The organism is Afipia dichlorophenoxyacetatis, assembly GCF_055386385.1.
Window position 1 is genome coordinate 3,583,738 of sequence record NZ_AP029250.1, and the last position, 26,276, is coordinate 3,610,013.

Below are 26,276 nucleotides of genomic sequence, written 5' to 3' on the forward strand. Positions count from 1 at the left end.
GAAAGCACCCTAACGGCTCATCGATTCACCGCTTCGCTTTGCAAGGCGACGAAGGCGTCGAGTTCCGGCATCAACGCGTCCTGCCAGGCCGGCATCGTCACTCCGAAACGATCTTTCAGGCGTGATAGGTCGAGCCTGGAATTACCGGGGCGTTTCGCTTTGGTGGGAAAATCGGTTGTCGCAATCGGAATGATCGTCTCCACGGCGAGCGCTACACCCCGCGACTTCAACCCGGCGACGATGGCGCTTGCGAAGCCGTGCCAACTTGTCTCGCTGGCACAGGCAAGATTGACCACACCGCCGCTGCTCGTGAACAACTCTTCCAGGTTCGACGCGTTTGACGTCACGATGCCGGCAACGGTGGAGGCGATCGTGTTTGCCGTGGTCGGGGCGCCGATCTGGTCAGCGACAATGCGTAATTCCTTGCGCTCACCAGCCAGCCTCGCGATGGTGCGCAGAAAATTTGCTCCACTCGCCGCGTAGACCCAGCAGGTGCGCGCGATCAAATGCGGCCCTCCCGCCGCCTGGATGGCTAGGTCGCCGGCAAGCTTGCTCGCTCCATAGACCGATAGCGGGCCCGCGGGGCTGTCCTCACGCCACGGTTTGTCACCTGATCCATCGAAAACATAGTCGGTGGAGAAGTGGATCAGCGGCACGCGATTCCGTGCCGCCCATTTCGCGATCGCCTCGGGACCCTTGGCGTTGACGAGGAAGGCAAGCTCACGCTCATCCTCGGCACGATCCACCGCAGTATAGGCCGCAGGGTTGATGATGAGATCGGGCCTGAAGCCATCGAGCGCCTCGTCAAGCGTCTGAGGCTTCGACAAATCGAACTCGATGAGTGAGGGAGCGATGACCGTGCCATACATGGCCAGCAGCGGCCGCAGCGCCCCGCCGACCTGGCCATTTGTCCCCGTCAACAATATCCGCATCAGATCTGCCCGTACACTGGAAGGTTCTTTACGTCGGTCAACAATGGCGCGTCCGCATCCTTGGCCGACAACGACGGCTTGTCGACGCCCCAATCAATACCAATCGCCGGATCATCCCAGCGGATCGACACCTCATCCTTCGGACTGTAAAAATCGTCGCATTTATAGAAAAAATCGGCTGTCTCGGAAAGAACAACGAAACCGTGCGCGAAGCCACGGGGGACCCAGAGCTGTCGTCTGTTCTCCTCGCTCAATTCGACAGCAACGTGACGCCCGAAATTCGGGCTGCCAACGCGCACATCGACGGCAACGTCCAAAACCTTACCACGTAGCGCTGTTACTAGCTTTCCTTGTGTAAGGGGATTTTGCAAGTGCAGCCCGCGCAATACGCCATGGGCGGAGCGGGACATGTTGTCCTGAACGAACGAGCGACTGACGCCGTGTTCGACGTAACGGGGAGATTGATAAGTTTCGAGAAAAAAGCCGCGCTGATCGCCGAACAGCTTGGGCTCGATGATGATGACCTCGGGAAGCTCGGTCCGAATGATATTCATCTTACGACACCTTGATTTTCCAGACGCACATGGTGACTCCACATTGATAACAAATCCGACTTCATATCGATAACAGACTTGCGCGATTAACACTATATGTTATGTTTGTTATCATTCAATGTGAGGGGCTCATGAAGGGTATCATTCTCGCCGGCGGGACGGGCTCACGCCTTTACCCAGTGACGACGGTTGTCTCAAAACAACTTCTGCCCGTCTTCGACAAACCGATGATCTACTATCCACTCTCTACGCTGATGTTAGGGGGAATTCGCGATATCCTCGTGATTTCGACACCGCAAGACAAACCGCTGTTCGAGCGGTTGCTCGGCGATGGCGGCGAAATCGGCATGCGCTTTAGCTATGCTGCGCAGGAAACACCTCGCGGGCTGGCGGACGCCTTCATCGTCGGCCGCGACTTCATTGGCTCGGACTCGGTGGCCCTTGTGTTGGGGGATAACATTTTCCACGGTCACGGACTGCCAGATATGTTATCCGCAGCATCCACCCGCAATGTGGGAGCGACGGTGTTCGGTTATATCGTCAACACCCCCGAACAATATGGGGTGGTTGAGCTCGATCACACCGGACGCGCACTTTCGATAGAAGAGAAACCGAAACAGCCGAAATCAAATATCGCCGTCACCGGGCTGTATTTTTATGACAACGACGTCGTCGAGATCGCAGCGAACATAAAGCCATCAGCACGTGGCGAAATCGAGATCACAGATGTCAACAACGCCTATCTCGAGCGCGGCAACCTCTATGTCGAGGTGCTCGGTCGCGGCTTTGCCTGGCTCGACACCGGCACTCATTCCTCACTGGTCGAGGCCAGCCACTTCGTACAGATCCTGGAACAGCGGCAGGGCTTGCGCATCGCATGCCCTGAGGAAATTGCGCTGCGGCAGGGCTATATCTCGCTTCAGGCGTTTGAGAAGGCGGCCGAGAAGAATGGGAAAAGCAGCTACGGCGAATATTTGAAGTCAGTTGCGCGCTCACAATACGCCTGATTCGAATGCACGGAGCCGACATGCACTTCAAAGCTTCGACTATCTTTGTTACCGGCGGCGCTGGATTTATCGGCTCGGCTGTGGTTCGTCATCTCTTGCAGAATACCCACGCCCGCGTGGTCAATATTGACAAGCTCACCTATGCCGCGAACCTCGACTCGCTGCCTGGGACAAACGAAAACCTGAACTACGCCTTCGAGAAACAGTGTATTTGCGAAGGTTCCGGTCTGCGCCGTCTCTTTGAAAAATACCAGCCAGACGCGGTGATGAATCTCGCCGCCGAAAGCCATGTCGACCGCTCGATCGACGGCCCCGGCGAATTCATCCAGACCAACATCGTCGGGACGTTCACCCTCCTGCAGGAAACATTGCGCTATTGGCGTTTACTGTCGCCCGAGAAGCGCGAACAATTCCGCTTTCTCCACATCTCTACCGATGAAGTGTTCGGCTCGCTCGGCGATGATGGCTTCTTCACGGAGACCACCGCGTACTCACCGAACTCGCCATATTCAGCGAGCAAGGCTTCCTCCGACCACCTGGTGCGAGCCTGGCATGAGACCTATGAACTGCCGACACTGATCACCAATTGCTCGAACAATTACGGGCCCTATCACTTCCCGGAGAAGCTGATCCCGCACATGATCATCAAGGGCCTCGCCAGCGAACCGCTGCCCGTCTATGGCGACGGCAAAAACATCCGCGACTGGCTCTATGTCGAGGATCACGCGAAGGCGCTCGCGCTGGTGCTTGAGCATGGTGTGGTCGGCGAGACCTACAATGTCGGCGGCCGTAACGAGCGCACCAACCTTCACGTGGTCGAAAGTATCTGCGACCTCCTCGATCATGTCGCGCCAAGCGCAAAGGGTTCCCGCCGCCACCTGATGACCTTCGTCGCCGACCGTCCTGGCCACGATCGTCGCTACGCCATCGACGCCTCAAAACTCGAACGTGAACTCGGCTGGCGCGCGCAGGAGAATTTTGAAAGCGGCATCGAGAAGACTGTGCGCTGGTATGTCGACAAACAATTCTGGTGGCAGGCGATCCTAGAGCGAGGCTATGCGGCAAAGCGTGTGGGACTCAACGGGTAGCGCAGCGGCCTCCCTGATGCGGCAGGCCCTCTCCCTCTCATGACCGGCAACCTGGGGCCGTAATACGATGCGAATTGTGATGATTGGCGCGGGCTATGTTGGCCTTGTGTCCGGAGCCTGTTTTGCTGATTTCGGCCACGACGTTACCTGCATCGACAAAGACACCGATAAGATCGCAGCCCTCAAGCAATACAAGATTCCGATCTTCGAGCCCGATCTCGATAAGCTTGTGGAGAGCGGTACAAATTCAGGCCGGCTGAAATTCGGGACCGATCTCTCCAGCATCGCCGACGCGGACGCCATATTCATCGCGGTGGGAACGCCATCGAGGCGCGGCGACGGACACGCGGATCTAAGCTACGTGGACACCGCGGCTCGCGAGATCGCGATGCATCTGAAGGGCTTCACTGTCATCGTCACCAAATCAACCGTCCCGGTCGGGACCGGGGACGAAGTGGAACGGACGATCCGAGAGACCAATCCGAGGGCCGACTTTGCGGTCGTCTCGAACCCGGAATTCCTGCGCGAGGGTGCGGCGATCCACGACTTCAAACATCCCGACCGCATCGTGGTCGGCACAGATGATGATCGCGCCAGGAAGGTGATGGGCGAAATCTACCGCCCGCTTTATCTCAACCAGGCACCGATTCTCTACACCGGCCGTCGCACGGCCGAACTGATCAAATATGCTGCCAACGCCTTTCTCGCGACCAAGATCACCTTCATCAACGAGATAGCAGATCTCGCCGAACAGGTCGGCGCCAACGTGCAGGAGGTTGCGCGCGGCATCGGGCTGGACAACCGTATCGGCACCAAATTCCTGAATGCCGGCCCCGGCTATGGCGGCTCGTGTTTTCCGAAGGATACCCGCGCGCTGTCGAAGACCGCGCTCGATTACGGCGTGCAGCTTCGTGTTGTTGAAGCAACCCTTACCGTCAACGAAATCCGCAAACGCGCGATGGCGCGCAAGGTCGCCGGCGCACTCGACAATGACCTCCGTGGCAAGACCATCGCCGTGCTGGGCCTGACTTTCAAGCCAGACACCGACGATATGCGCGAGGCCCCCTCAATCCCGCTGATCGCTGGCCTTCTGGATTTCGGCGCCAAGGTCAAAGCACATGATCCCGTCGGCATGGAGCAGGCGAAAAAAGAACTTTCCGGCATCGAATATTGCGACGATCCCTACACCTGCGCCCGCGGCGCAGACGCGCTGGTCATCGTGACGGAATGGCGACAGTTCCGTGCGCTGGATCTCGAGCGGATCAGGGCGACCATGGCGACGCCGGTGATTGTGGATTTGCGGAATATCTATCGGCCACAGGACGTGCAATCGGCCGGGTTCAAATATGAGAGTATCGGGCGGCGATAAAGCCGCCCCCTCAAACCAGTGATGAGTTGTCAGCCTGGCTATGCCTGGCTGCGATCGGGAAAGGAAGCGTCAATTGTTACCAAGAATGTCAGCCGAAGAAGCAGCCCTGTTTCTGTCTTTCGTACGAAATAGTCGCGATTATGTGGAATTTGGAACCGGCGGAAGCACTGTCTTGGCTTCGAAGCATGTCAAAAACTCAATACTCTCGGTCGACTCGTCCCAGCAATGGCTAGATCAAGTGAGTAGCGCCTGCGCTTCAAGTCAAACAAAGCCTGAGCTGACTTTTATCGATATCGGCCCGACCGGCAACTGGGGTTTTCCAACCGATGCCTCCACCAAATCGCGCTGGCCGGACTATCACTCCGCTATTTGGAAGATACCCCGTGGCGCCAAGGCAGATCTGTATCTCGTCGATGGCCGCTTCAGAGTGGCGTGCTTCGCCCAGATCGTATTGCACTGTCGTCCAAATGCAATTATCGGCATCCACGACTTCAGTTCACGTCCCAACTATCATTGTGTCAGAGAGATCGCCCAAGAGATTGCGACGGCTGGCGACATATCGTTCTTCCTTCCGCTCCCTAAAAAAGATGCTGCGGAGGCCATCCTTCGATCGTTCCGCACAGAGCCGGCGTAGTGTCCCCGCTCTGACGTTCGCTTGCGCGCGTTAACACGACAACATTATCTTCTGAATCGATCATAACATATGTATTGTTGACACCTTTGAGCGGTCCTCATAATTTCACAAACGCCTTCCCACATAGGGAGACCAGCGGATTGGAGCAGAAATGCCGTTGAACTGGGCAACACAGAAAGCTGAGATTTTGAAGCGTATCTGTGAAACCGAATCCTATCTTCGTATTATGCTGAAGACCAAAGATGATCCCTTTCATCTGGCTTCTTGGATCGAGCATCACTCGCGCATAGTACCAAAATCGGCGCTTATCATAATCGACAATATGTCGACCGATCAGAAAGTGTTGGACTTCTACGATCGTATTGGCTCAGACATTTTGATCTTCCAGTATGCTGGTTTTCACAATGATCTACATGATCACGTGCTGATGGACGCGCTTTATGACGCCGTCTACAAATCGTCAGACAGCCTTATTTTTCTCGATACAGACGAGTTTCTCGTTTGCGTCGATTCCGACGCGTCAAAATGGTCGCTTGATGTGCAGGTATTGTTGAAGGACAATCCTACCGCGTCGATTTTTCCTTCCACCTGGATATATAACGTACCGCACTCTTCGGATATGTTCTATCTCGGACCAAGTGCGACCAGCCTACACAGCGGTTTGATGTGGGGCAAACCCGTCATCAGGAAGTGGCCCAAGGGTAAAGCCGGTACCATTGGCCACAATACCCAGATTCCACGGGAGTGTTTCGCTGGTCCGCTTTCGACCAGGCTGTTCCTTAAACATATGACTCAGCTTTACCCCGAGCAACGCATAGTCACGAATGTTAATAAGCTCGTTGCGAGAGGGTTCGCGAAAGCGGGCGACACAGTCGAAGAAATTATCGCCCGCGGAACAACGGAGAAAGACAGCTATAACATTCAGCTTTATGTTTCCGAATTAAAGCAGCTGATTGCTCAAAAAGGCATCGAATGCCTGCCGAGCAAGGAGATTCCTTTGCATTCCATACGTCTACAAGAATCTCGAATGATCGAGTTCAACTCCAAAGCTGATCAAGACGCACTTAAGTACTTTGTGCAAAACGGAGACAAGATCGCGAAAGACGTATTAAAGCTTTGATCAATGCTCGGATCACAAAGAGCGTCTATTTACTCTGAGACGACAACGCTGACTTCAACGCATCAAGGCGCCTCCGGCCCTCGCCTTTCGTAGGAGCAATCCAGCCTCCCTCTGTATATTCATTCCACGCATAAATCAGCATGGAGGGAAAGGAGACATTTGACTCTAACGCGATGTCATACGCCTCCCTCACAAGACTTTCTATTTCTTGATCGGAAGGAACGTTGCAGTAGTCTCCCGCTGGATTTCGACCTTTCGCTAGATTGGGCTCATCCAAGTTCGGACGATAATCCCATCCCAAGGCAACGGGAGGGATAAATGGAATTGAAATCGACCTTGCCGTATCCCAATATCGACGGCTGCCATTCGCACAACTGGAAAATGGTAGCTCATGTCCAGGTGGCGTATTCTGCGATCCGCGTGGATTCCCATAGGATGTAGCCGCATCAAAGCCGAATGTCGAAATGAGCATTCGTGCATCGGTCGGGCTGAAAGTGACGACAACGAGATACGGACTTTCTAAATCGCGTTCAGCACATTTCGACTTGAGGCGGGAAAAGTACTGCTCGATCCGGTCTATATGAGGCTTGTTCTTCTCAAACTCCTTAGGGTTCAGCATCAGTATATATATGACCGGCCTTTCGCTTTGGGTCTTCAAGTAGTTCTTGGAGGCAAATGCGGCGACGTGTTCATCAACAACGTCTGCGCGGTATTTGGGATTGTCGAACATCGCAAAGCGAGCGTCGAATATCAGAGAATATTTGAGCTTGGTATCCAGCTGTTGAAATGACCTCAGCGCCTGCCCCATTCCTTGCCAGTTCTGGCTAAAATTTCCCGACCCATCTTCTGGAAAGTAATAGTCGAATGCAAAGTAAGTGATGCCGCTGTTCAGGGCATCCTCTGCCTCGGCCGTAAGGGTCTCTAGGTCGCTTCCGCAAATGCAAACATCCTTGTCGTTTCCCTTCGTGAATTCGGGCAGGCGCTCTTGCCAACGTGGCTCGGCTAGTACTTTCGAATAGGGGCTTCCAGGAAACCATGCGTCCCATCGAATGACCCCAATTTCCACAGCTTGCTTCTCAGCCGCCCTGGTGGGAGCAGACAGCATAGCGACGGCACCAGCTATAAGGATTTCCCTTCGCGAAAACACTTTCATAGCGTGCCTCTGCAATTTGGTGTTTGAACCGAGTAACCCGGAAGACTCAGCATTCTGAAAGAAGAGTCGCTCCGCATACTCCTTGCACGGTGCCTTCTCCGTCTCGAAGATAGGGATGCAAGTCACTTCCTCGCCGTCTGAAACTGGCAAAGCTGGGATTATCGCCAGTTGAGCGGCATCGTCCGTTCATTCCATTCAACAGTCCGATGATCCGATTGATAAGGAGCATACAATTGCTTCACCCAATAGTTGAAATTGGGATGAAGCCTGATGAACTTATAGAATGCATCGCCAAAATTTATCGGACTGAGGCAAGCCCTGTTGATTGGCCGTCGGGCTATTGCATTCGTACAGTATGACGACATGCAGGCCCTTGTCTCGCTTTCGGCCACGTTGCTCAGACTTCGAAAACTGTTCGTGGAATGGAGCCGATACATATAGCGATCCGCCTCCACGTATTTAGGCTCGACCACGGTTACAGCGCGCAATGCAAATTCCCAGTCATGGCAGTACTTCAAGTCAGACAGCCATCCGATTTGTCGCAGCAACTCGCGGCTCAACACGAAATTTCCGGTGGAAGCGGCGATCTGCGAATCCAGGAACGCCCAGGATAGCGGAGACCCCGCTACTCGGGCGCGGTCGATAGCGTACCGAAGGTTCGTTGGAAATTGATGGGTGGTTATCGGCTTGCCATTTTCATCGATCGGCTCAACGGCCGAAAAGCCGAAGAACAGTTTCTCGCTGCCATATTGGCTCGCGAATATCTGAACGCGATCCTTTGAAAAGGCATCATCCGAATTCAGGAAGAAGATCATGTCTCCCTTGGCAAGGGATAACGCCCTGTTCCAGGTGCAGTGCGCTCCCAAGTTGAGAGGATTTCTCAAGAGCGTACAAGATACGAACCGCTTGCCGAAGGACTTCTTCTTGATGAGCCGCTGCGCGATTTCAAAGCTCTTGTCGGGCGAATGATCGTCAACGACAATCAGCTCGACACTCGGGAACGTTTGTTGATAGACCGTCTCGAGGCACTCTTCAATGTACGCTTCATGCTTATAACAAGCGATTACGACGCTGGCTAACATCTGGAATCCTTAGATTAACGCCGCACGATAATCGAATGACTCGACATCACCAGCGCACGACTTCCCTCTCCGACCTCCAGAACTCCGAGCCTGTACTCGCCGTCAGCTATATCGCGTGCGAGAAACGAAAGTTGGAAGCCGAAATAGCAGTCTTTGCTTTCGGCCCTCATGTATTCCTTGACATCAGGTCGTTCGTGCCAGTCCACAATCAAGCAGTAACTATTCTGATCCTGTTTTTCAGGATTCGACGAGAGTAGAACCAAGAAAGCCATCCTGTGCCTGGCCGCCTCAAAGCCCCCGCCTGCGCAGACCCATCCTCGCACGAGAATACTCGATCGCGGATCGACCACCACTCGTTCGCCCGTTTGAGCGTTTATGTTCTCAATTGCAAACAATGAACCCGCCGGGCTCTCAGATGCACCTTCCATTTCCACGGGCATCCCATTTCGCGCGTGTTGCAAGCCCGAATAGAACATCTCCGATCGATAAAGATTGCCGAGCAATTCGACGTGCGTGGCAGTTTCCTTCATCGCCTGCTCAAGTTCCTGCCGGCTCAGGCAATCCAGCAACTCCGGATTCGAACGCACCTGAGTCGAGATCGGCTCGGACGAAGCCACCCTCCTCAATGCTTCGAGAAATGCTCGGCCGTACCGGGAGTCCGGCTCCAGATGCGCCCCTTCAGCCCACTCATTCCAGGAGTTAATGAAGACGATCGGTTCTGAAAATGCGCCCTTTTGCGCTCGACGGGTCGCATCCCGCAGCCATACTTCGAACGCCTCAGGGCTAGACCTGTTGAAGACGTGCCCTCTCGATCCTTTGCGAGGCGTATTGTCCCAGCGCGGCATAACTGCTGGAAAGTAAGGGAAATCGTATGTCTTTCCCAACGACGAGCGCACGGCATCAACGTAGTCGTAGACTTTTCCTGTAAAGGTCGCCGGGGCATCCAAGTCCGAGAGCGGCACCTCCATTGTTGAGATGGTATGAGGAGGAAATTCCACCGCCGCATCGCAGCTCACGTCCCGCGGATCAAATTCGCCGAACGTCATAGCGTTGCAGATCAAAATCTCTCCAATTCCCAATTCCTTTGCCCGCGCGCGCCAGACCTCGAACAGGCGCTGCCTATCCGGCAATAACGACGGCCGATAAACGAGTATGATCTTGCGGCCATCTACCGCGATATAGCGCTCGTCGAGCAGAAGCTCCGCCATGTCGTCGATAAAACGAACATCGTCCTCCAGAGAATGATTTTGTCCGAGCAGAAGCTCAGCATCTGAGCCATCCCAACGACGAGACCAGTTCTCGTTCGCCCAGCAAATGCAGAACGGCAGACTCGGTTCTCCATCTTCCAGAAGGAGCTCCAGCGGCCTTTCGAGAAGTCTGCGCCCTTGGAACCAGTAGACATAGTAGCAGAAGCCATCGATGCCGTAGCGGCGCGCCAGGTCAGCCTGCTGCCGACGGGTCTCCGTCAATCTTGCATCGTAAAAGCCGAGATCTGCCGGCAGCCATGGTGATTGATGCGTCGGAAATTGCGGACGCATTCGCGAAACATTCGTCCACTCGGTGAAACCGGGCCCCCACCATCTGTCGTTCTCCACGAACGAATGAAACTGCGGAAGGTAGAAGCAAACATAGCGCACCTGTTTGTCGGTCGGATCCGCAGGTGTCGTAACAATCCCGTTGTTGTTCGGAATCAGCAGGTCGCTGTAATCGGCGCTGGAAAATCCCAAGGCAACGATCACTTCGTCGGGTGCAATGTTATCGAAGAGCGGTATCTCGAAGTATTCACCATCGTCCAGACTGACGCGAAGATAGATCTGTGGCTGCCCCCCATCCGTCAGCGTCTTTCCAAGAGCCCGCGCCAGGCGCCGACGGGCTCCCGGCTTCGCCAGATCGATACGGAAGCCGGGACGGCCGATTGCCTTGCGCGAACCAATCCCCGCAGGAGCTGCGCGGCCCGTTCTCGTCTCTTCGATTGCGTGAGAACCTACAAAGAGAGAAAGGGAAATTGATGCGGTTGGCGACCGGGCATCGACAATCCAACCTGAGATTTGCCGGCCGGAGTAATCAAGTATTGCGCCACGCAGGCGGGCACCCGATTCCAGATCGCTCAAATCGGGGTCAAGGAACAGGCTTTGGAGATTTTCCTCTTGTGCAAGAGGACTGGTGACAGCTTGTGCGTCCTTCGCATCCTTGACGCTGTATTCAAGAATTTTATTCATTGCACCCCGATCTCCTACTAGCCCTCAAACAAAACTCAACTGTCGACTGACGTCACGCCGATCGCACTCAGCCGCCGCGTGGCACCTTCATGATTTTGCCGCTCGGCTTGCTGATACCAGTGCACGGCCATATCCCTCTCTTGCGCAATACCGATGCCCGACATCAGCGCATCTCCGAACGCAAGCTGCGCTTCCGCCATGCCCTGCTCCGCCGCTTTCTGAAACCATTCGACAGCCTTCTTCGGATCGGCCTCGCATCCCTGACCTTTCCCAAGCATTACTGCGAGATTGTACTGCGCGACCGTATGCCCCTGCTGCGCAGCGGCCTCGTACCAACTCACGCCCTGCGCGAGATCCTGGGCCATGGCGGTGCCGACGCAATACATCACCGCAAGCTGGAACTGTGCGCCCGCATGACCTGCGCGCGCTGCCGTCGTCATCCATGAGACGGCCGCTTGCACATCGCTCACGGCGCTGTTCGGATCGAGATACAGAAGCGCCAATGTATATTGAGCTTCGACATGTCCTGCTGTCGCGGCTGACGTGAACCATGGGACAGCGGCTTGAACGTCCGCAGCCTCGCTGCCGGACCTACTCATCTGCAAAGCACCGAGTTGAAATGCGGCCGGCGCGTGTCCGGCTTCAGCCGCTTCGGTCAACAGCAATCGCACCTGATCAAGCAGCTCTGTCGAATCATCCTGATGTAGCAGAAAAAGCGCATAAGTCGTCTTGGCGTTAGGATCGCCGCCAATTGCGGCCTTGCTCAGCCATTCTCCCGCCAGCTTGTGATCGCGCGCAACACCGTTGCCTGCCGAATAGAGCCTCCCGAGCTGCACCTGCGCGGCGCTGATACCGCCTTCGGATGCACGCTCGAACCACTTGATCGCGCTCTCCACATTACGCTCGACGCCGGAGCCATTGAGATAGAACATGGCGATGTTGAACGCGCCGGTCGCGTGACCGTTCTCGGCCGCGCGCTCGAACCACTTTGCAGCTTGACGGATGTTCGGACCGACACCTGTGCCGGTCGCATAGAAGCGGCCCATGAAAAATTGCGCTTGCACATCGCCCCGCTCGGCAGCCTTCTCGTACCAGACTGTCGCTTCCCGTAGATCGGGCTCGGAGCCCGCGCCGTGCGAATAAAACTCCGCCAACGCCTGGATTGCCGGGAGGTACTCCTTGCGCGCAGCCTTGCGCAACGCTGTTTCGGCCTGGTCAATATCCATCGCGACGCCGTTGCCGTTCAGGCGCAGCAGACCGATATTGTAGAGAGCGATCGGATCATCATGCTTGGCTGCGCCTAGAAATAGTCGTGCGGCTTCGGCCGGCGCCTCGGGCATGCCCGTGCCCTTCAAGTTCATGAAGGCGAGCGCAACCTGCGCCCTTACGTGATCCTGTTCGGCCGCCTTGCGATACCAAATGGCGGCTTGCTCAAAATCGACGGGAACGCCCCGGCCTTGATAGTAAACATCCCCAAGCGCGAATTCAGCCGGCGCACACTTCTGTTCAGCCCCGATCCGATACCATTCGAGCGCCGCCTGAAGATCTTTCCCGCAACCGTGCCCTCCGGTGTACAAGTTGCCGAGAACAGTCTGAGCCTCGGGCTTGCCTGCTTCCGCCGCGGTCGATATCCACCGAAAGGCAGCCTTGATATCAGGCTCAACGCTTGTCCCATGCGGGAATACAAGGTGATGAATATTCGATGCCTTCTCGCCCAGCCGGACTGCAGAAGATTGGCGCCATGTTTCAGGCCGATATTGGCCGAGCGGCGCCTCGTGCCCATGAAGAAAAATCAGGCCGAGCTGGAATTGTGCTTCGACATTGCCGAGCTTAGCCGCGCGCTCGTACCAGATAACGGTATCGGGCACGTTCCTGATGACACCCTCGCCTCTCGCGTAAAGCATCCCGATCCGGTAGCTCGCCTCGGAATCACCGGCCTCTGACGCCAGCTTCCAGAGCTTCAACGCGTCCAGATATCGGTCGCGCTCATAGGCTTCCAGTCCACGCTTAAAAGAGCTGGCGCTGGAAAACGCGGAAGCTGGTCGAAACCATTCAAAAAGCGATCGCGCCAAAATCGTCATGGCTCACGCATGGCCTCTCGCGCAGTCTTGACCACTCCGCCAAGCACATACATCGCAACGGATCGCGTGCCGACATTGATGTCGCCCTGAAGAGTCATGCCTGGAATGAGCCGAAAATTGCTCGGAACACCCTTGAAGTTGGACGCGTCCACCGAGCAGCGCGCCTTGTAATAAGTGTAATCGAGCGGCTTGCCATCCTCATCCGTCGTGAACGCGCCCTCGCTGATCCAGCGCACTTTCCCGCTAGCGGTACCGTGCTCCGCCGCATTGAAAGCATCGACTTTTATGATGCAGGGATCTCCGGCGCGGACAAATCCGATATCCCGCGAAGAGATCCTGATTTCCGCTTCAAGCTTGGTGTCGATCGGCATCAGCGTGATAAAGGGATCGCCTGGCTTGAGGACAGAACCGACCGAGAGCCTTGCCATGGTCAACACCACAGATGGTTCGGCCGCGGTCCATCGCACAAGGTCCTGGTGTTTGAGCGCCTTTTCGTAGGATGCTCTCGCATCATCAAGCTTGTTGCGCGTGGTCACGAGATCCTGGCTCAGTTGCGCAAACCACTGTTGCTTGAAAGCGTCACGATCGGAAATGAGCGATCCCATCGTATTTTGTGCCTCGATCAGGCTGTTGTGCGTATTCTCCAATGTCCGCAACAATTCCAGCCGGCTATCCTGGGAAATGTACATGTTGAGCTTCGAGCCCGAGCCCATCTCGGCAAGCGTCGTGCGCATCTCCTCGATCTTCTGCAGCACCTCATCGCGTTGCCGATATTTGACATCATCACCACGCAGCTTTTCGATTGTGGCCTGCGTTTGCTTGATCTTTGATTCGAAGCTGTTGAGCTGAGCAGTGTATTGCGCCATCCTCTGATCGTAGAGCGCCTTCTGCAGGGCAGCGTATTTCTGAAAATCGGGATCTGACTTGTCGGCAAATACGAGCGAACGCTGCCCCAGTTCGGCCTCATCGCGCGCGACTTGCGTATCAAGACTCGCGATCTGCAACTTCGCCTGCGTCAAATCGGCGGACGTAAACGTTGCGTCGAGCGTGGCGAGTAATTGACCGGGCTGCACCTGCTCGCCCTCGCGCACGTCGATCGTCTTGATGATCGACGGATCAAGCGCTTGCAAAACGTTGATCTGACCGACCGGCACGATTTTTCCGCTGAGGCTGGTGATAACGCGATCAACTTGCGTCAAGCACATGACCGCAACAATCGCGACCATGAACGCGGAAAGCGTGAACAACGTGGCACGCGCAATCAGCGGTTCGGATTCCTCACGAATTGCATCGGTTTCCGACTGGAACTGGCGAACGGTAGCGAGCGAAGCCTGATTAGGAGACAAGAGTCGGACTCCGGAAATTTGGCTTGTCCGCCCGAGCGGGCGTTAGATGCGTATTCTGCTGGTGCCAGAGCGAGCCGTAAATCTCGTTCCGCTCCAGCAATTCCTCATGCCGCCCGATGTCGTCGACCACTCCGCGATTGAGCACGAGAATGGCGTCCGCATTCGTCAGCGACGAAAGCCGGTGCGAGATAATGATCAGCGTCCGGCCACTCGCGATCCGCGTAATGTTGGCGTTCACGATGGCCTCGCTGTCAGCGTCGAGTGCGCTCGTTGCCTCGTCCAGAACGAGAATTGGCGGATCGACGATCAGCGCACGTGCAATCGCAAGCCGCTGCCGCTGCCCTCCGGAGAGATTGGGCGACCCCTCATAGACATAGGTTTCATAACCGCGCGGGAGCCTATCGATGAACTCTTCGGCGCCCGCCAATCGCGCCGCCTTGACAACATCGTCGAAGGTCGCGTCTGGCTTGGCTGCCGTGATGTTTTCTCGAATCGACCCGCTGAAAAGAAAGTTCTCCTGCAACACGACGCCGACACTCCGCCGCAGGTGATCGACGTCGTATTCGCGAACGTCGATTCCATCGAGCTTGATCAGCCCATCATATTCAGAATGCAATCTCTGCAAGAGCCGCGTGATCGTGGTCTTGCCGGAGCCGCTCTTGCCCATCACGCCAAGTGTCATTCCTCTGGAGACCTCGAACGAGACGCCTTTCAGCGCTGGCGAGACCGCCCCCTTGTATTTGAAGGTGACGCCGGAAAACTCCACTTTGCCATCGACCGGAGACCGAACGCCGTGTCCGGAGCGCCCCTCCTCGGGAGGCTGATTCACGAGATTGCCGACCGTCGCGACCGCACTGCGGGCTTCGTCGTATTGATTGATCAGCTGGGCCATCTGCATCAACGGGCCCGCCACGCGCTGAGACAACAAGAGGAAGGCAAACAGCGCCCCGAGAAAGACGGGGTCCTTGTTTTCAAGCGCGAGAAAGACGCCGAGCGCAAATGATCCGCTCACCGCCAGCCGTTCCAACGGACGTACCACCACCTGGATCGCGTTTCCGGTCAACCCTTCCGTCAGCCGGGCTTTGGCGACGCGCGCGACCAGCACGTCCCACTTGTGACGCTGCCGCGCATCGAGCGCCAGCGATTTCACCGTCCGGATGCCATTGAGCGTTTGAACCAGGAACGCGCCCTGCTCACCTTCTACGGTAAGAACCGCCTTCGACGCCTTGCGATACGTCGGCAGCATCAACACAAGCCAGCAGACGATCAATCCCGACAGAGCCAGGACCACGAATGACATGATCGGGCTAAAGAAGAACATGACAGGCAGGAAGAAAATCAGTGTCGTTGAATCCAGAACCGTGCCGAACAACTGCCCCATCAAAAACGTGCGAATGCGAAACACTTCACGGATGTCACGCGCGACAAGGCCGACGGCGGTCTGTTCGAAATAGTCGATGGGAAGGTTGAGGACCTTTTCGAAGACGTAGGTGGACAACTTTACGTCGAGCCTGGTCGTCAGGCGATGCACGAGGAGCTGCCTCAGGAATGAGAACGCCGCCTCGAAGGCGATGATGAGCAGCATCGATAGGCACAGCACATAGAAGGTGTTGAATGCCTGATAGAAGATTACTTTGTCCAACACCAACCGCCAGAACATGATGGGCGCCAGACCAAGAAATCCGAGGATCAGTGCAGAGATCGCAACGTCCCGGACGATGCGCCGCTCGCGGAACAACAATGCGGTTACGAGGCCGAGGCTGAACGGCTGCGATTCGTCCGAGATCTCGTAGTTGCGCTTGGCAAGAACGAGATCCCCGGACCAGATGTCTTCGAAGCGCGGCTGGTCGATCACGAGCAGCGCGTCTTCCGCCGCATTTGGATCGCGGAGCACGATACGAGTGTTGTTGGCGTCCCCGTCGACACGAAGCAACACCATGTAGCTTCCATTACGGAGGCAAACGATGGCCGGGAGCGCCTTGTTCAGGTGAGAAAGACCGTCCCAATCGAGCTTGACGAGTTTCGACCGCATGCCGGCCTTCTCGGCGCAGCGAACGAGTTGATCAAGCGTCACCTCTTGATCAGTGAGAAGGTTATCCTTGATAAGTTGCGTCGAAGTGAGATGCAGCCCGTGCTGTCGCGCGACGATGATCAGAGATTCGAGCCCGGACGGCGGCACCGGATCGACATAAGTATTTTCGGCGGCAGCTTGGACAGTCATGAAGCTCAGCCCGTCTGTTGCGATCGATCACAAATCATCGCTCCCTTTCGGCAAACGACAATCCGTTTTGATTCATAACATTAGATACAACAAAAATAACGATAACACTAACATTTAAAGTGAGGGGCGATTATTTTGAACAGTATTGGCGGTAGAACGAACATCGCTCACGACGCTGACACTTCCTGAAAATTGAAACCTGTTTCCAGCAAAGCCTTCTGGATGGCTACACCGTCGGCCTCAGGCATAAGTGCCAACGCACAGACTTCGAAGTTCGCCGTCGTTACAGACACGGTCGGGAAACCTGCCATCAACAAAAGATTGCCAAGCCGCTCTGCCGTAAATCCGGTGCGATGGGCCATATGGACGTGCCCCTCTTCGATCGCGCGCGAATGACCGTAGAGCATGTCGAGCGCCCTGATGGGGCCCGCTGGAGAATTGTAGGCAATCGCGGCAATGCCGTGTTCAACGATAAAATGAGCCACAGCTTCGATATCCGGACTCATCATCAAAGCAAAACCGTCCAGCTTCAAAACCTGACGAAACTGACACAGCGTTGGAAAGACCTCGTGGGCATAGAGATGTTCAAGCACATGCGACGACCACACCCCATCGAACGATTGCGGCTCAAAGGATCTTCCGATCTCGATGACCGAGCCCACAACGTCAGGTCCGACATGCGGATCGATATCAAAGCGCACTTCTTCCCAGCCTTGCTGCTCTACCATTCGAGCAATTCGCCGGGCGGTTCCAGGTCCGGAGCCCGCGTTGAGCAAGCGCTTACTGCTGGCCGGCAAGATCAACTCCTGACGCCACAATCGGGCGTATCGAACAAGGACTAAGACATTCGAGCCTCAGGGGCCGACCACCGCTCCTATCGATGTCGCCCCACAAAGGCACAGACCTCCTCTCAAGCCATCAGCAGAGAAGAGAGCAAAAGTCCCGCTGAAAGCGGGACTTTCACAATTGCCATGACTGGCAGCCGAATTAAGGCTTCGGCAAGGTGACGTCCTGATCGGTGAAGTGAAGGTTCTCAACTCCACTGACTGCAACTGTCTGGTTGTCACTGAAGTGGAAGGTGTAGGTCGACGTGCTCTTGTCGACATCAATCTTGGTCACATCAAAGAACGAACGATCTCCGAAGTCGACCGTGTCATTACCGCTGCCACCGATGATCGTATCGTTGCCGACATGCGACTGAATGTGGAAGATATCGTTGCCGCTTCCACCCTGAAGCGTAGAATTGGCATCCCGTGAACCGGCGCTATAGAGCCAGAACTGATCGTTGCCCGCCCCGCCCCGCAGAACATCGCCCTGCGCGCCAACCAATGTATCGTTGCCGGCACCACCCGAAAGCGTGCTGGGTCCAAATACAGAGATAGGAAACGGGGACGCGGTGATGTCGGTACTGGCACCATGCCCATGAGAACCACCACCATGCGTGGGAAAGCCTTCGTTGGCAGCCTCGCCCGAGACCAGTAAGTCGTTGCCGGCGCCGCCGTCCAACGTGTCGTGGCCGCCACCGCCGTAGATACTGTCATTGCCGGCGCCCCCGACCAGCGAGTCGTTACCGATTCCGCCGTGGATCACGTCGTTACCGCCACCGCCGTAGACCGTGTCATTGCCGCTGTCGAACAGGTTGATGGTGTCGGAACCCTGGCCTGCGGCAACAAACACATCGTTGTGGCCACCAGTCACATCCAGTTTGGCGCTGTGATCATCCAGGATGATCGCCTTCAGGTTGGGATTGGTTTCGACGGTGGTCGACTTGGACACGTCCAGAATCTGGATGGTCGGCGGGACGGCCCCGCCGTGAAACGGCCCAGACTCGAACCATGCCCTCGTACCATCTTCACTGCCATCCTGAAAAACCCCGCTATGCTCAAGCGAGTCGAGAAGCGCTGATCTAACGCTCGCTTCTATGTTTCCGTTATGTTGTAGAAAATGACCTAGTTCAGTTTTCGTCAGGTAGGTAACGGCCACGGCACACCTCTGGCTGATTTCTCGAGATTCACGGCATATGCAGACGCCTCAATCGAGACTAAAGCGCTGCGGCTTGAATGTGCTACATCGTGAACTAGAGCAAAGGGATCACGCTGCTGATCCGATGCACCGCCTTATATGTTAAGCGCACCGCTCTTTTGTTATGCGAATGTTAGTATGGCAGCGCAATCTAAGTCAAGGATTAGATTCACATGACATTGACTCACATTTGAACGCACGCCGCTTGACGAAGATCGATATCTCGTTCGCAGGCCACCCTTTTCAGGTGCCCGATTGAATCCGGCGTCCGAGCTATTCGAAATTCGCCGACGAGATATGCATAAGCATCAGACACTATCAAGAGTAATGACTGAAAACGCAACGAGAGAAGTCAATTGTGAAGATACTTCGCAAATGATAATATTTGACAATGTGAATATTTGTTAGCGCAACACTCGCATGAACTTTCCTAGACCTCTACCCAGGACGATCACCGTCACCCAACGAAAAGGCGGGGTGGGAAAAACCACGATTGCGATTTGTATTGCCGCCGAACTCGCCCGTCGCGGGAATGATGTCGTGTTAGTCGACAGCGATGCTCAGCGCTCCGCCTCGCAATGGGCAGAGCCAGGCAATCTGGAATTTCCGGTCTACGAAATGGCTTTAGATCAGATCTCGGTGTCCGCATGGGCTCAGGAGGTGCGCAACATTCAAGCCGGCCTCGTGGTGATCGATACTGCGCCCAATGCGCGTGAAATGGGAGCATCGATCGCCTTGGCGAACCTCATCCTGGTTCCATGCACCCCGTCCGGCCTTGATCTCGACGCGACACTGCAGACGCTTGCGATCATCGACGCGGCGCGTGAACGCCGGCGAGACCAAATCAAGGTTATCTTGGTGCCCAACAGGCTCGACCGCCGCACCCTTGAGGGGCGGCAACTCCTTGAGGAGTTGAGCGAGTTCGGTGAAATGGTTGCCCCCCCCTATCGCCAGTCGTTCGGCGTTTGTGCGCTGTTTTACCACTGGTCAGTCCGTCGCAAGTTTCGTGCCGGGAGATGCGGCGGACCAGGAAATCCGGCAACTTGCAGATGCGGTAGAATGGGCTGCACGAAAGGAATAGCGGAGCGGTCGCCTTGGCGTTCTTCGTCACTGCCGCGCTTGTACTCTCGGGGGGGCTCGCTTAGTCGTCAATCGAAGACGCTTTTACCCGACCTGAAAACAGCAGTTCTAAAGTCACGTCGAATGAAGACGAGAGCAAATCGTACGATGCAAGAGAATCATATCAAGCGTAACGACAACAGTTACAACGAACCGTGAGGTATTGCGCTTGCAGGCCTCGCCAGCTCCCCTGGAGCTTAGGGAACATTTTCTTGCGAGCTGCTATCCGGAATTGCCGGGGCCAAGCAAAGCTTGGAGCAGGCCTTGCGCGCTTGATTGACGAGGCAAGGTGGCGGAGGCAGTTTCCTCCAATCTCATTTTCTCAAGCAGAAGATCCGTCACAATCTTCCGAAGTCGCTGATTCTCGAGCGTAAGCTCCTCCAGCACACGACGCATTTCGTCCACAGACAGCACGTTGGCCGGAACCTTGTTGTCACCTGCACGATCATGCGGAACGACCGCTTCACGCTTGGCCAGAGGCAATTTCCGCCAACGATGAAGGGTCATAATGCTCACGCCGAGAGCCTTGCAAATGTCCACCTGGGATTTGCCAGCCCGAGTAAGTTCTTCTGCTCGGTCGAGCTTTGATAGAATTTCCTGGTGAGTATGCTTCTTCATCTTCCTGCCTATAGGCTCAGGCCCATCACTGGCCAAGAGTCCGCCGCGCGTGGGGCATTAAAATTAACATAAATACTTACGGTCAGAAACAAGGCGCCCAGCGGAGCTGCCTTAGAACTTGAATGTTAATTCACTATCGCACAAGCTAGCCATTCGTTGTAGTTGCGCTGCAATATCAATCTGTTAACGGCTCATCGCGCACCAATCGATTGACGGTTAACGAAGTCCAACCCCGTCTCCCATGTTTCTGTAATCAGCTGTGATGGCGTAACAGAGGCGGCGCTTCGCGCGTGTGGGTACAACCGATCCGCGTGTAAATCAATTGATCTCACCTCACATTAGAGAATTGTAATGATGCGCCCATCTAAGGCGGCCCGCCTCGTTGCGGTCTGGCGTCAGGTCAAGCAATTCTCGAGCTGCCCGATCCACTCAAATAGCGACTGCTCCTTGAGGGCAACCGGCGCACAACAAGGCTGACCGTCCCCGTGTCTTCGTCGCCCTCCGAAAAACCTGGCATCCGCAAAAAACGAATCCGACAGAGCTGGAGAACGTCGCTTCGTTCCGCTCGCGGCTGGCGAGGCATCACGTGGGCACGACAGAGACTGGCCGCTGTCCCCACGGCGCCTCGGATCGCTCTTGTCGTAGCGACCATCCTCATCGCAGCAATGCTGATAAACGTCGCTTATCAGGTGGTTCGCAAGCCGACCGAGTTGCTGTTTTTCGTCGGCGCGGCGCTCGACAAAGTGCCAAGCGAAACCTGGCGGCAATACGGCCCCCTCTTCCGCAAATATTCTACCCACTCCATTCCGCCCGAACTGCTCGCTGCCCTGGCGCAAATCGAGAGCACAGGCAATCCGGTGGCACGCACCTATTGGCGCTGGCGGCTGACCTGGAATCCTTTCGGGCTGTACAAGCCCGCGTCGAGCGCCGTTGGCTTGTATCAGATGACCGACGCGGCCTACGCTGAAGCGAGCCGCTATTGCGTCCGCCGGCACGCCGTCGTGGATGCCGATTGCTGGTTCAACAGCCTCTATATCCGCGGGGTGCCAAGCCACGCCATCGAGCTCGCGACGGCGTATTTGGATCGCAATGTCGCAGCGGTTCTTGCCTACGCACCGCATATGACTGCGAGCCCGCAGGAGAAGCAGGATCTTGCCGCGTTCATCCATCTCTGCGGCGCCAGGCCAGCCCGAGCCTTCGCGCGCCGCGGCTTCCACTTGATGGCTGGCGAGCGCTGCGGCGATCACCTCGTCGCGATCTACCTCGCCAAGGTTAATAGTATGAAGCGACAGTTTTTGCGCCTTGCGGCCAACAACCAGACTTAAGCGAAGGACGAGCGCAGTGGAATCCCTCCCTGGCGGATCAATGGCACTCACGGACCTGCCACAGACTCAACTGCGTATTGCGGTGGAAAGGGGCGTCCTTTGCAGAGGAAAAGAGTCCGGCGTGACCTTTGCCGGGCTTAAGCTCTGGCTTGGAACAGCAGATGTCTGAAGTGGGACATCCGTTGAGCCAGAAATCTGCACTTAGAATGCCGGTTTCGATCTTTGAACATGCTGTGATCAGCACGTCGGTTCGCCTCAGGGCGATCTGGAACCCCCATCGCAGCATGTTACCTGTGCTTGAAAGCCAGACCGCTCATCTATCCGTTTGATCTGCATATTTTCCGAAACAGGTTCTGCTGCTGGTATTGATCAGGATCAATCGAGACGCCTCTGACTTCGCTAACCTTCATATGCATAACAATGGGAGGTCGCAATGCGTAAGACAGTAGCTATTGCCGCGACTGCATTCCTGATGGCGATGTTCCCGCTCGCCCACGCCCAAGACCTTCCAGGACAAAACTCCCAGCGGCTGAGCACTACAGATCTCAATACTCTTACCGAGGCGCGCATTGGCATCCTCAAGGCGACGTTGCAACTCAGTCCTGAGCAAGAGAAGTTATGGCCCCCGATAGAGAATGCTATCCAATCCAGAGCAAGAAACAGACAAGCTCGTATATCCGAGCGTGTGGCAGCTCTCGGCGACCGCAGCGTGCTCGAAATTATTCGCGACCGGAATCCAATTGAGTTTCTGAACCGGCGCTCAGCTGCATTGTCGCAGCGAGGTGCCGACCTAAAGAAGCTGGCAGATGCTTGGGATCCGCTCTATAAAACGTTGACACCCGAGCAGAAGCGACGGATGGCCTTCCTGACACTGATCGTTCTCCGTGAGATGCGAGATGCTCTGGAGCAACGTCGAATGCAAGATGACTATGATGATGACGAATGGTAGCCGCGAGCAACGAATGTTCGTCCCCTCGCTCACTGAATTCCGCCGGCTGCCACAGAGACGCATCTCTCCCTGCCGGATTTAATTACTTTTAACATATCCAAGGGGAACTGTTCCTTCACAGCCATCTTCGCTGCCACCAATGACGCGGACGAATGCGGTTCGGTGTCCGCTGCCACGAACTTCTATCCTGCTGCCTTGCGGCGCCTTACATGTCGTCAATAGCGCGACCTCCTCGACCGCCGCATTCGCCTTCAGCTTGTTGAAACGACGGAGGGCGTCAGCATCCTTAAATACCCAGACGGTCGGCCGATTGTTATCACTACGAAGTACCTCAGCCCTCGTTGTTGTTGCGAGCGATGTGATCGCGAGTGCAGCGACTAGATAAGGCAACTTTTCCATTATGCGCCTCGAGCGGTTTACGTCCGGCAATGGTAGGCATGCGCGGCGTCAATTGGCCTGAGATGAGTCAAGGCTACACCCCACTTTGGGCCGAACTGGATGAGAACGTCCGGGAGCGTGCAACTGTCGGAGGAAATGACGTGCATGTATCGTCCCTTCTACAACACTCGTAGATCGCCTCCGAGCTTCCCTTGCAACGCACTTGAGATAGATCAAGGAGACATCGCTCCTTATTTGGCTCTTGGTGACTCGATTCAAGCTCGGCGATCGAGTTGACCGCGTCTCTCTGAACGTCGCCCTATGCAAGCTACGCCAGCAAGGGAGTGCCAGATGCCCCACATCTACACTGGAATACTGTTAGCTTGCATTCTATTGCTCACCTCATTGCCATCGCCGGTTCAATCGCAAACGACAAAATCCGGCATCAATTGCAAAGTGTGTAAAGACAGAGATTGCTCGGCCAGTCACATAAGCTGCAATCAACAGACTAGACTCAGTAAATTCAGATGCGAAGCTCGTAAGAAGCGGTGGATAACGCGTTGCGAGACGGCCACACGTATTTGCCTCGCAAAATGCAGCTAATCGGTTGGGTTGGGAGGTTAATCTCGCTCGCGCTTTCGTTGATCAAGCCGCAGCCTTTGCGCTCTCATACGTTTGATATCTTCTTCCAGCGCATCTATTTTTTCGTTCTGTCGCGCATCTTTTGATTTCAATTCGTCGCTGCTGCGAATCTTTTCCAGCGCTTTCTCAACAGAAAGCTTTGAAATCTCAGCCATTAAATCCTCCCGTTTTATCGCCGAGGGTCCAAACGACAGGCTGCGCCGAAGCGCCTTATTCACAAACATGCTGCTATCGGACCATAGCCCTTACGGGAAACGAGAGGCCTTGAGGCAGATCAATATCAGTGTGCCTGGTGGCCTCAATCCTGAGCCGCGACCAGTTGTGGGAGTAGGCAGACCGAGATGTCTCAGTTCAAGGATATCCGAAACAGGCCCCTGCTCTGGATGCTGCTCTTTGTACCGTTGGTACTCGCAACGGAGAAGATTTCGCCTTCCTCTCACACAGTTCTCTTTATTCTAGCAATCTTAGCCATCATTCCTCTGGCCGCTCTTCTTGGTGAAGCCACCGAAAGCATTGCTGAGAGAACAGGCGATGCAGTTGGCGGATTGCTCAACGCAACCCTTGGGAACTTGACCGAACTCATTATCGCCATTGCAGCGTTGAAAGCTGGCGAATACGTGTTGGTGAAGGCCTCCATCGCGGGCGCCATCGTGACCAATTCGCTGTTCATGCTAGGCGCGTCGTTCGTTTTGGGCGGCATGCGATATCATATCCAGGAATACAATCGCGCCGGGGGTAAGCTGTATTCCGCGTTGCTGCTCATGGCCACGATCGCCCTCCTCGCCCCCGCGGCCGTGGCCGATCTCGATATGGCGAAAGGTCAAACGATGGCGCAAGCGTTGAGCGCCGGTCTCGCGATTCTGCTGATTGTTACGTATGGATTAGGCCTCTTCTTCTCACTCATGACGCACAAGGAGCTGTTTGAAAGCGGCTCGCACAGCGAGAAGGACGAAGTATCATGGCCGTTTGGGGGCGCCATCGGTGTGTTGGCTGCCGTCACGATATTGATCGCCCTTGTCAGCGAGATATTCGTCGGCTCAGTACAGAAAGCGGGAGAAACATTGGGAATAGGTCCCGCATTCATCGGGTTCATCATTGTTCCACTTGTGGGAGCTGCTGCGGAGATGGCAGTGGCGTTTTCCGCAGCGCGTAAAAACCGCCTCGACATGAGTGTCAGCATCGCGCTGGGAAGCGCCTCGCAAATTGCTCTCTTCGTGGCTCCGGTTCTCGTGCTTCTCAGCTATATCATCGGCCCCCATCCGATGGATCTGCAGTTCTGGCCGGGCGCGGTCAAAATGGTGCTGATCGCTGCGGTGATAGCGGCCTTCATTACAAATACCGGCCGCTCGGCATGGTTCATCGGAGTTCTCCTCGTTTTCATCTATGTCATATTCGCCATGACGCTCTATATGGTCCCTCCAGGGACATATGCGGGTGCGGCGACGTCTTGAGCAACTGACGACAGATCAAACACGGCCCTCAGCATTCATTTTAATCGACAACGTGATAGCCGCCGTCGATGTAAATCGTATCTCCCGTAATGAGCCGAGCGGCATCATGGGCAAGGAATGCCGTGGCGACACCGACATCCTCGATCTTTACCAGGCTGCGTGTGGGCGCTTTAGCTTTGGCTTTTTCCAGCAATTTATCGAACTCGGGAATGCCGGATGCGGCACGTGTCGCGAGCGGTCCTGGAGATATGGCATGCACACGAATTCCTTTTGGACCGAGCTCCGCTGATACATACCGCACAGCGCTCTCTAGAGCCGCCTTTGCCACTCCCATAATGTTGTAGTTCTTCACGACGGTCTGGCTTCCGTAATACGTCATGGTAAAAAGCGTTCCGCCCTTTTTCATCAACGGCTCAGCCAATCGCGCCATCTGGAGGAATGTCCAGCACGAGACCTGCATCGTCGTCAGGAAGCCCTGCAGAGGAACGTCGACGACACGGCCATGCAAAGCTTCCTTCGGTGAGAAGGCAATGGAGTGAACAACGAAATCCAGCTTTCCCCACTCCTTCGCAATACGCTCAAATACAGCTTCCATTTGCCCCGGAACAAGAACGTCGAGGGGCATCACGATTTTTGAATCAAGCTCTCGCGCCAAGGGCTCGACATGCTTCTTGGCTTTGTCATTGAGGTAAGTAACGGCAAGGTCCGCGCCAAATGCGCGAAATGCGGCAGCACACCCCCACGCGATCGACTGTTCGTTCGCAATCCCGACGACAAGCCCCTTCTTCCCCTCGAGCAGCTTGGCCTTCACCGCTGGAATTAGCCGCCGCTTTCCATTCATTGCTAGCCCGATCGGCTCACCCCGCAAATACTGCTCCGCAGCCTGCTTCAAACTCGAGAAAGCCTCTCGCCGATCCTTTGCTTCAGCCGTTCGCGCGATTTCCAAACCGTTGACTGTCAGCTGCC

At 55.5% G+C, this 26,276-nt stretch carries 23 protein-coding genes; 9 read left to right on the forward strand and 14 right to left on the reverse strand.

Annotation, left to right across the window (positions count from 1 at the left end):
• Positions 1-17 precede the first annotated feature (17 nt).
• Together rfbD and rfbC are read right to left on the reverse strand one after the other, a co-directional pair.
• Positions 18-932 (reverse strand): dTDP-4-dehydrorhamnose reductase, encoded by a 915-nt coding sequence (gene rfbD / locus ACZ5C3_RS16810; RefSeq protein WP_464031435.1) that lies wholly within the window; start codon positions 930-932, stop codon positions 18-20.
• On the reverse strand, positions 932-1,486 hold the full coding sequence (rfbC, locus tag ACZ5C3_RS16815) for a dTDP-4-dehydrorhamnose 3,5-epimerase (RefSeq protein ID WP_464031437.1): 555 nt from the start codon (positions 1,484-1,486) through the stop codon (positions 932-934). Before rfbC ends, rfbD begins: the two co-directional genes overlap by 1 nt.
• A 131-nt stretch (positions 1,487-1,617) precedes the next feature.
• Here rfbC and rfbA point away from each other — a divergent pair, with 131 nt between their 5' ends.
• The 5 genes from rfbA (at position 1,618) to ACZ5C3_RS16840 (ending at position 6,704) form a co-directional block, all read left to right on the forward strand.
• Positions 1,618-2,493, forward strand: coding sequence for a glucose-1-phosphate thymidylyltransferase RfbA (gene rfbA / locus ACZ5C3_RS16820; protein ID WP_464031439.1), 876 nt, complete (start codon positions 1,618-1,620; stop codon positions 2,491-2,493).
• A 20-nt stretch (positions 2,494-2,513) separates the two neighbouring features.
• Positions 2,514-3,581: a dTDP-glucose 4,6-dehydratase gene (gene rfbB / locus ACZ5C3_RS16825; protein ID WP_464031441.1), complete on the forward strand. Its 1,068-nt coding sequence runs from the start codon at positions 2,514-2,516 to the stop codon at positions 3,579-3,581.
• Between the two features lie 67 nt (positions 3,582-3,648).
• A complete protein-coding gene (locus ACZ5C3_RS16830) occupies positions 3,649-4,950 on the forward strand; it encodes a UDP-glucose dehydrogenase family protein (RefSeq protein ID WP_464031442.1) in 1,302 nt (433 codons plus the stop codon).
• Between the two features lie 85 nt (positions 4,951-5,035).
• A complete protein-coding gene (locus ACZ5C3_RS16835) occupies positions 5,036-5,584 on the forward strand; it encodes a hypothetical protein (RefSeq protein ID WP_464031443.1) in 549 nt (182 codons plus the stop codon).
• A gap of 151 nt (positions 5,585-5,735) precedes the next feature.
• Positions 5,736-6,704 carry a glycosyltransferase family protein gene (locus ACZ5C3_RS16840; RefSeq protein WP_464031444.1) on the forward strand — a complete coding sequence of 323 codons (969 nt, stop codon included), beginning with the start codon at positions 5,736-5,738 and terminating at the stop codon, positions 6,702-6,704.
• A 25-nt stretch (positions 6,705-6,729) separates the two neighbouring features.
• On the opposite strand, the gene ACZ5C3_RS16845 is transcribed toward ACZ5C3_RS16840, so the two are convergent.
• The 8 genes from ACZ5C3_RS16845 to ACZ5C3_RS16880 form a co-directional block, all read right to left on the reverse strand.
• Positions 6,730-7,857 carry a glycoside hydrolase family 71/99 protein gene (locus tag ACZ5C3_RS16845; protein WP_464031446.1) on the reverse strand — a complete coding sequence of 376 codons (1,128 nt, stop codon included), beginning with the start codon at positions 7,855-7,857 and terminating at the stop codon, positions 6,730-6,732.
• A 158-nt stretch (positions 7,858-8,015) separates the two neighbouring features.
• Positions 8,016-8,939 carry a glycosyltransferase family 2 protein gene (locus ACZ5C3_RS16850; protein WP_464044172.1) on the reverse strand — a complete coding sequence of 308 codons (924 nt, stop codon included), beginning with the start codon at positions 8,937-8,939 and terminating at the stop codon, positions 8,016-8,018.
• Between the two features lie 14 nt (positions 8,940-8,953).
• Positions 8,954-11,158, reverse strand: a complete 2,205-nt coding sequence (locus tag ACZ5C3_RS16855) for a glycoside hydrolase family 99-like domain-containing protein (RefSeq protein WP_464031448.1) — start codon at positions 11,156-11,158, stop codon at positions 8,954-8,956.
• 35 nt (positions 11,159-11,193) lie between these two features.
• The gene (locus tag ACZ5C3_RS16860; RefSeq protein ID WP_464031450.1) at positions 11,194-13,239 is read right to left on the reverse strand and encodes a tetratricopeptide repeat protein; all 2,046 of its coding nucleotides are present in this window, start codon (positions 13,237-13,239) and stop codon (positions 11,194-11,196) included.
• Entirely contained in the window at positions 13,236-14,585 is a 1,350-nt protein-coding gene (locus ACZ5C3_RS16865) for an HlyD family type I secretion periplasmic adaptor subunit (protein ID WP_464031451.1), read from the reverse strand. The genes ACZ5C3_RS16860 and ACZ5C3_RS16865 overlap by 4 nt, the downstream gene beginning before the upstream one ends.
• Positions 14,575-16,806, reverse strand: a complete 2,232-nt coding sequence (locus ACZ5C3_RS16870) for a peptidase domain-containing ABC transporter (protein ID WP_464044173.1) — start codon at positions 16,804-16,806, stop codon at positions 14,575-14,577. Before ACZ5C3_RS16870 ends, ACZ5C3_RS16865 begins: the two co-directional genes overlap by 11 nt.
• Before the next feature lie 167 nt (positions 16,807-16,973).
• Positions 16,974-17,582, reverse strand: a complete 609-nt coding sequence (locus tag ACZ5C3_RS16875) for a class I SAM-dependent methyltransferase (protein WP_464044790.1) — start codon at positions 17,580-17,582, stop codon at positions 16,974-16,976.
• Positions 17,583-17,793: 211 nt separating this feature from the next.
• On the reverse strand, positions 17,794-18,582 hold the full coding sequence (locus tag ACZ5C3_RS16880) for a calcium-binding protein (RefSeq protein ID WP_464044174.1): 789 nt from the start codon (positions 18,580-18,582) through the stop codon (positions 17,794-17,796).
• Positions 18,583-19,305: 723 nt separating this feature from the next.
• On the opposite strand from ACZ5C3_RS16880, the gene ACZ5C3_RS16885 reads away from it, so the two are divergent.
• The gene (locus ACZ5C3_RS16885; protein ID WP_464044175.1) at positions 19,306-20,106 is read left to right on the forward strand and encodes a nucleotide-binding protein; all 801 of its coding nucleotides are present in this window, start codon (positions 19,306-19,308) and stop codon (positions 20,104-20,106) included.
• A gap of 63 nt (positions 20,107-20,169) precedes the next feature.
• Here the strand turns inward: ACZ5C3_RS16885 and ACZ5C3_RS16890 are convergent, their stop codons facing one another.
• Entirely contained in the window at positions 20,170-20,565 is a 396-nt protein-coding gene (locus tag ACZ5C3_RS16890; protein ID WP_464031459.1) for a transposase, read from the reverse strand.
• 665 nt (positions 20,566-21,230) lie between these two features.
• On the opposite strand from ACZ5C3_RS16890, the gene ACZ5C3_RS16895 reads away from it, so the two are divergent.
• Together ACZ5C3_RS16895 and ACZ5C3_RS16900 are read left to right on the forward strand one after the other, a co-directional pair.
• A complete protein-coding gene (locus ACZ5C3_RS16895) occupies positions 21,231-21,890 on the forward strand; it encodes a transglycosylase SLT domain-containing protein (RefSeq protein WP_464031461.1) in 660 nt (219 codons plus the stop codon).
• A 433-nt stretch (positions 21,891-22,323) separates the two neighbouring features.
• On the forward strand, positions 22,324-22,839 hold the full coding sequence (locus ACZ5C3_RS16900) for a Spy/CpxP family protein refolding chaperone (protein WP_464031463.1): 516 nt from the start codon (positions 22,324-22,326) through the stop codon (positions 22,837-22,839).
• Between the two features lie 78 nt (positions 22,840-22,917).
• Here ACZ5C3_RS16900 and ACZ5C3_RS16905 read toward each other — a convergent pair whose 3' ends face one another.
• A complete protein-coding gene (locus ACZ5C3_RS16905; RefSeq protein WP_464031465.1) occupies positions 22,918-23,238 on the reverse strand; it encodes a hypothetical protein in 321 nt (106 codons plus the stop codon).
• Positions 23,239-23,837: 599 nt separating this feature from the next.
• Positions 23,838-24,014, reverse strand: coding sequence for a hypothetical protein (locus tag ACZ5C3_RS16910; RefSeq protein WP_464031467.1), 177 nt, complete (start codon positions 24,012-24,014; stop codon positions 23,838-23,840).
• A gap of 186 nt (positions 24,015-24,200) precedes the next feature.
• Here ACZ5C3_RS16910 and cax point away from each other — a divergent pair, with 186 nt between their 5' ends.
• A complete protein-coding gene (cax, locus tag ACZ5C3_RS16915) occupies positions 24,201-25,310 on the forward strand; it encodes a calcium/proton exchanger (RefSeq protein ID WP_464031468.1) in 1,110 nt (369 codons plus the stop codon).
• 40 nt (positions 25,311-25,350) lie between these two features.
• Here cax and fabI read toward each other — a convergent pair whose 3' ends face one another.
• Positions 25,351-26,151, reverse strand: a complete 801-nt coding sequence (gene fabI, locus ACZ5C3_RS16920) for an enoyl-ACP reductase FabI (RefSeq protein WP_464038359.1) — start codon at positions 26,149-26,151, stop codon at positions 25,351-25,353.
• Positions 26,152-26,276 lie beyond the last annotated feature (125 nt).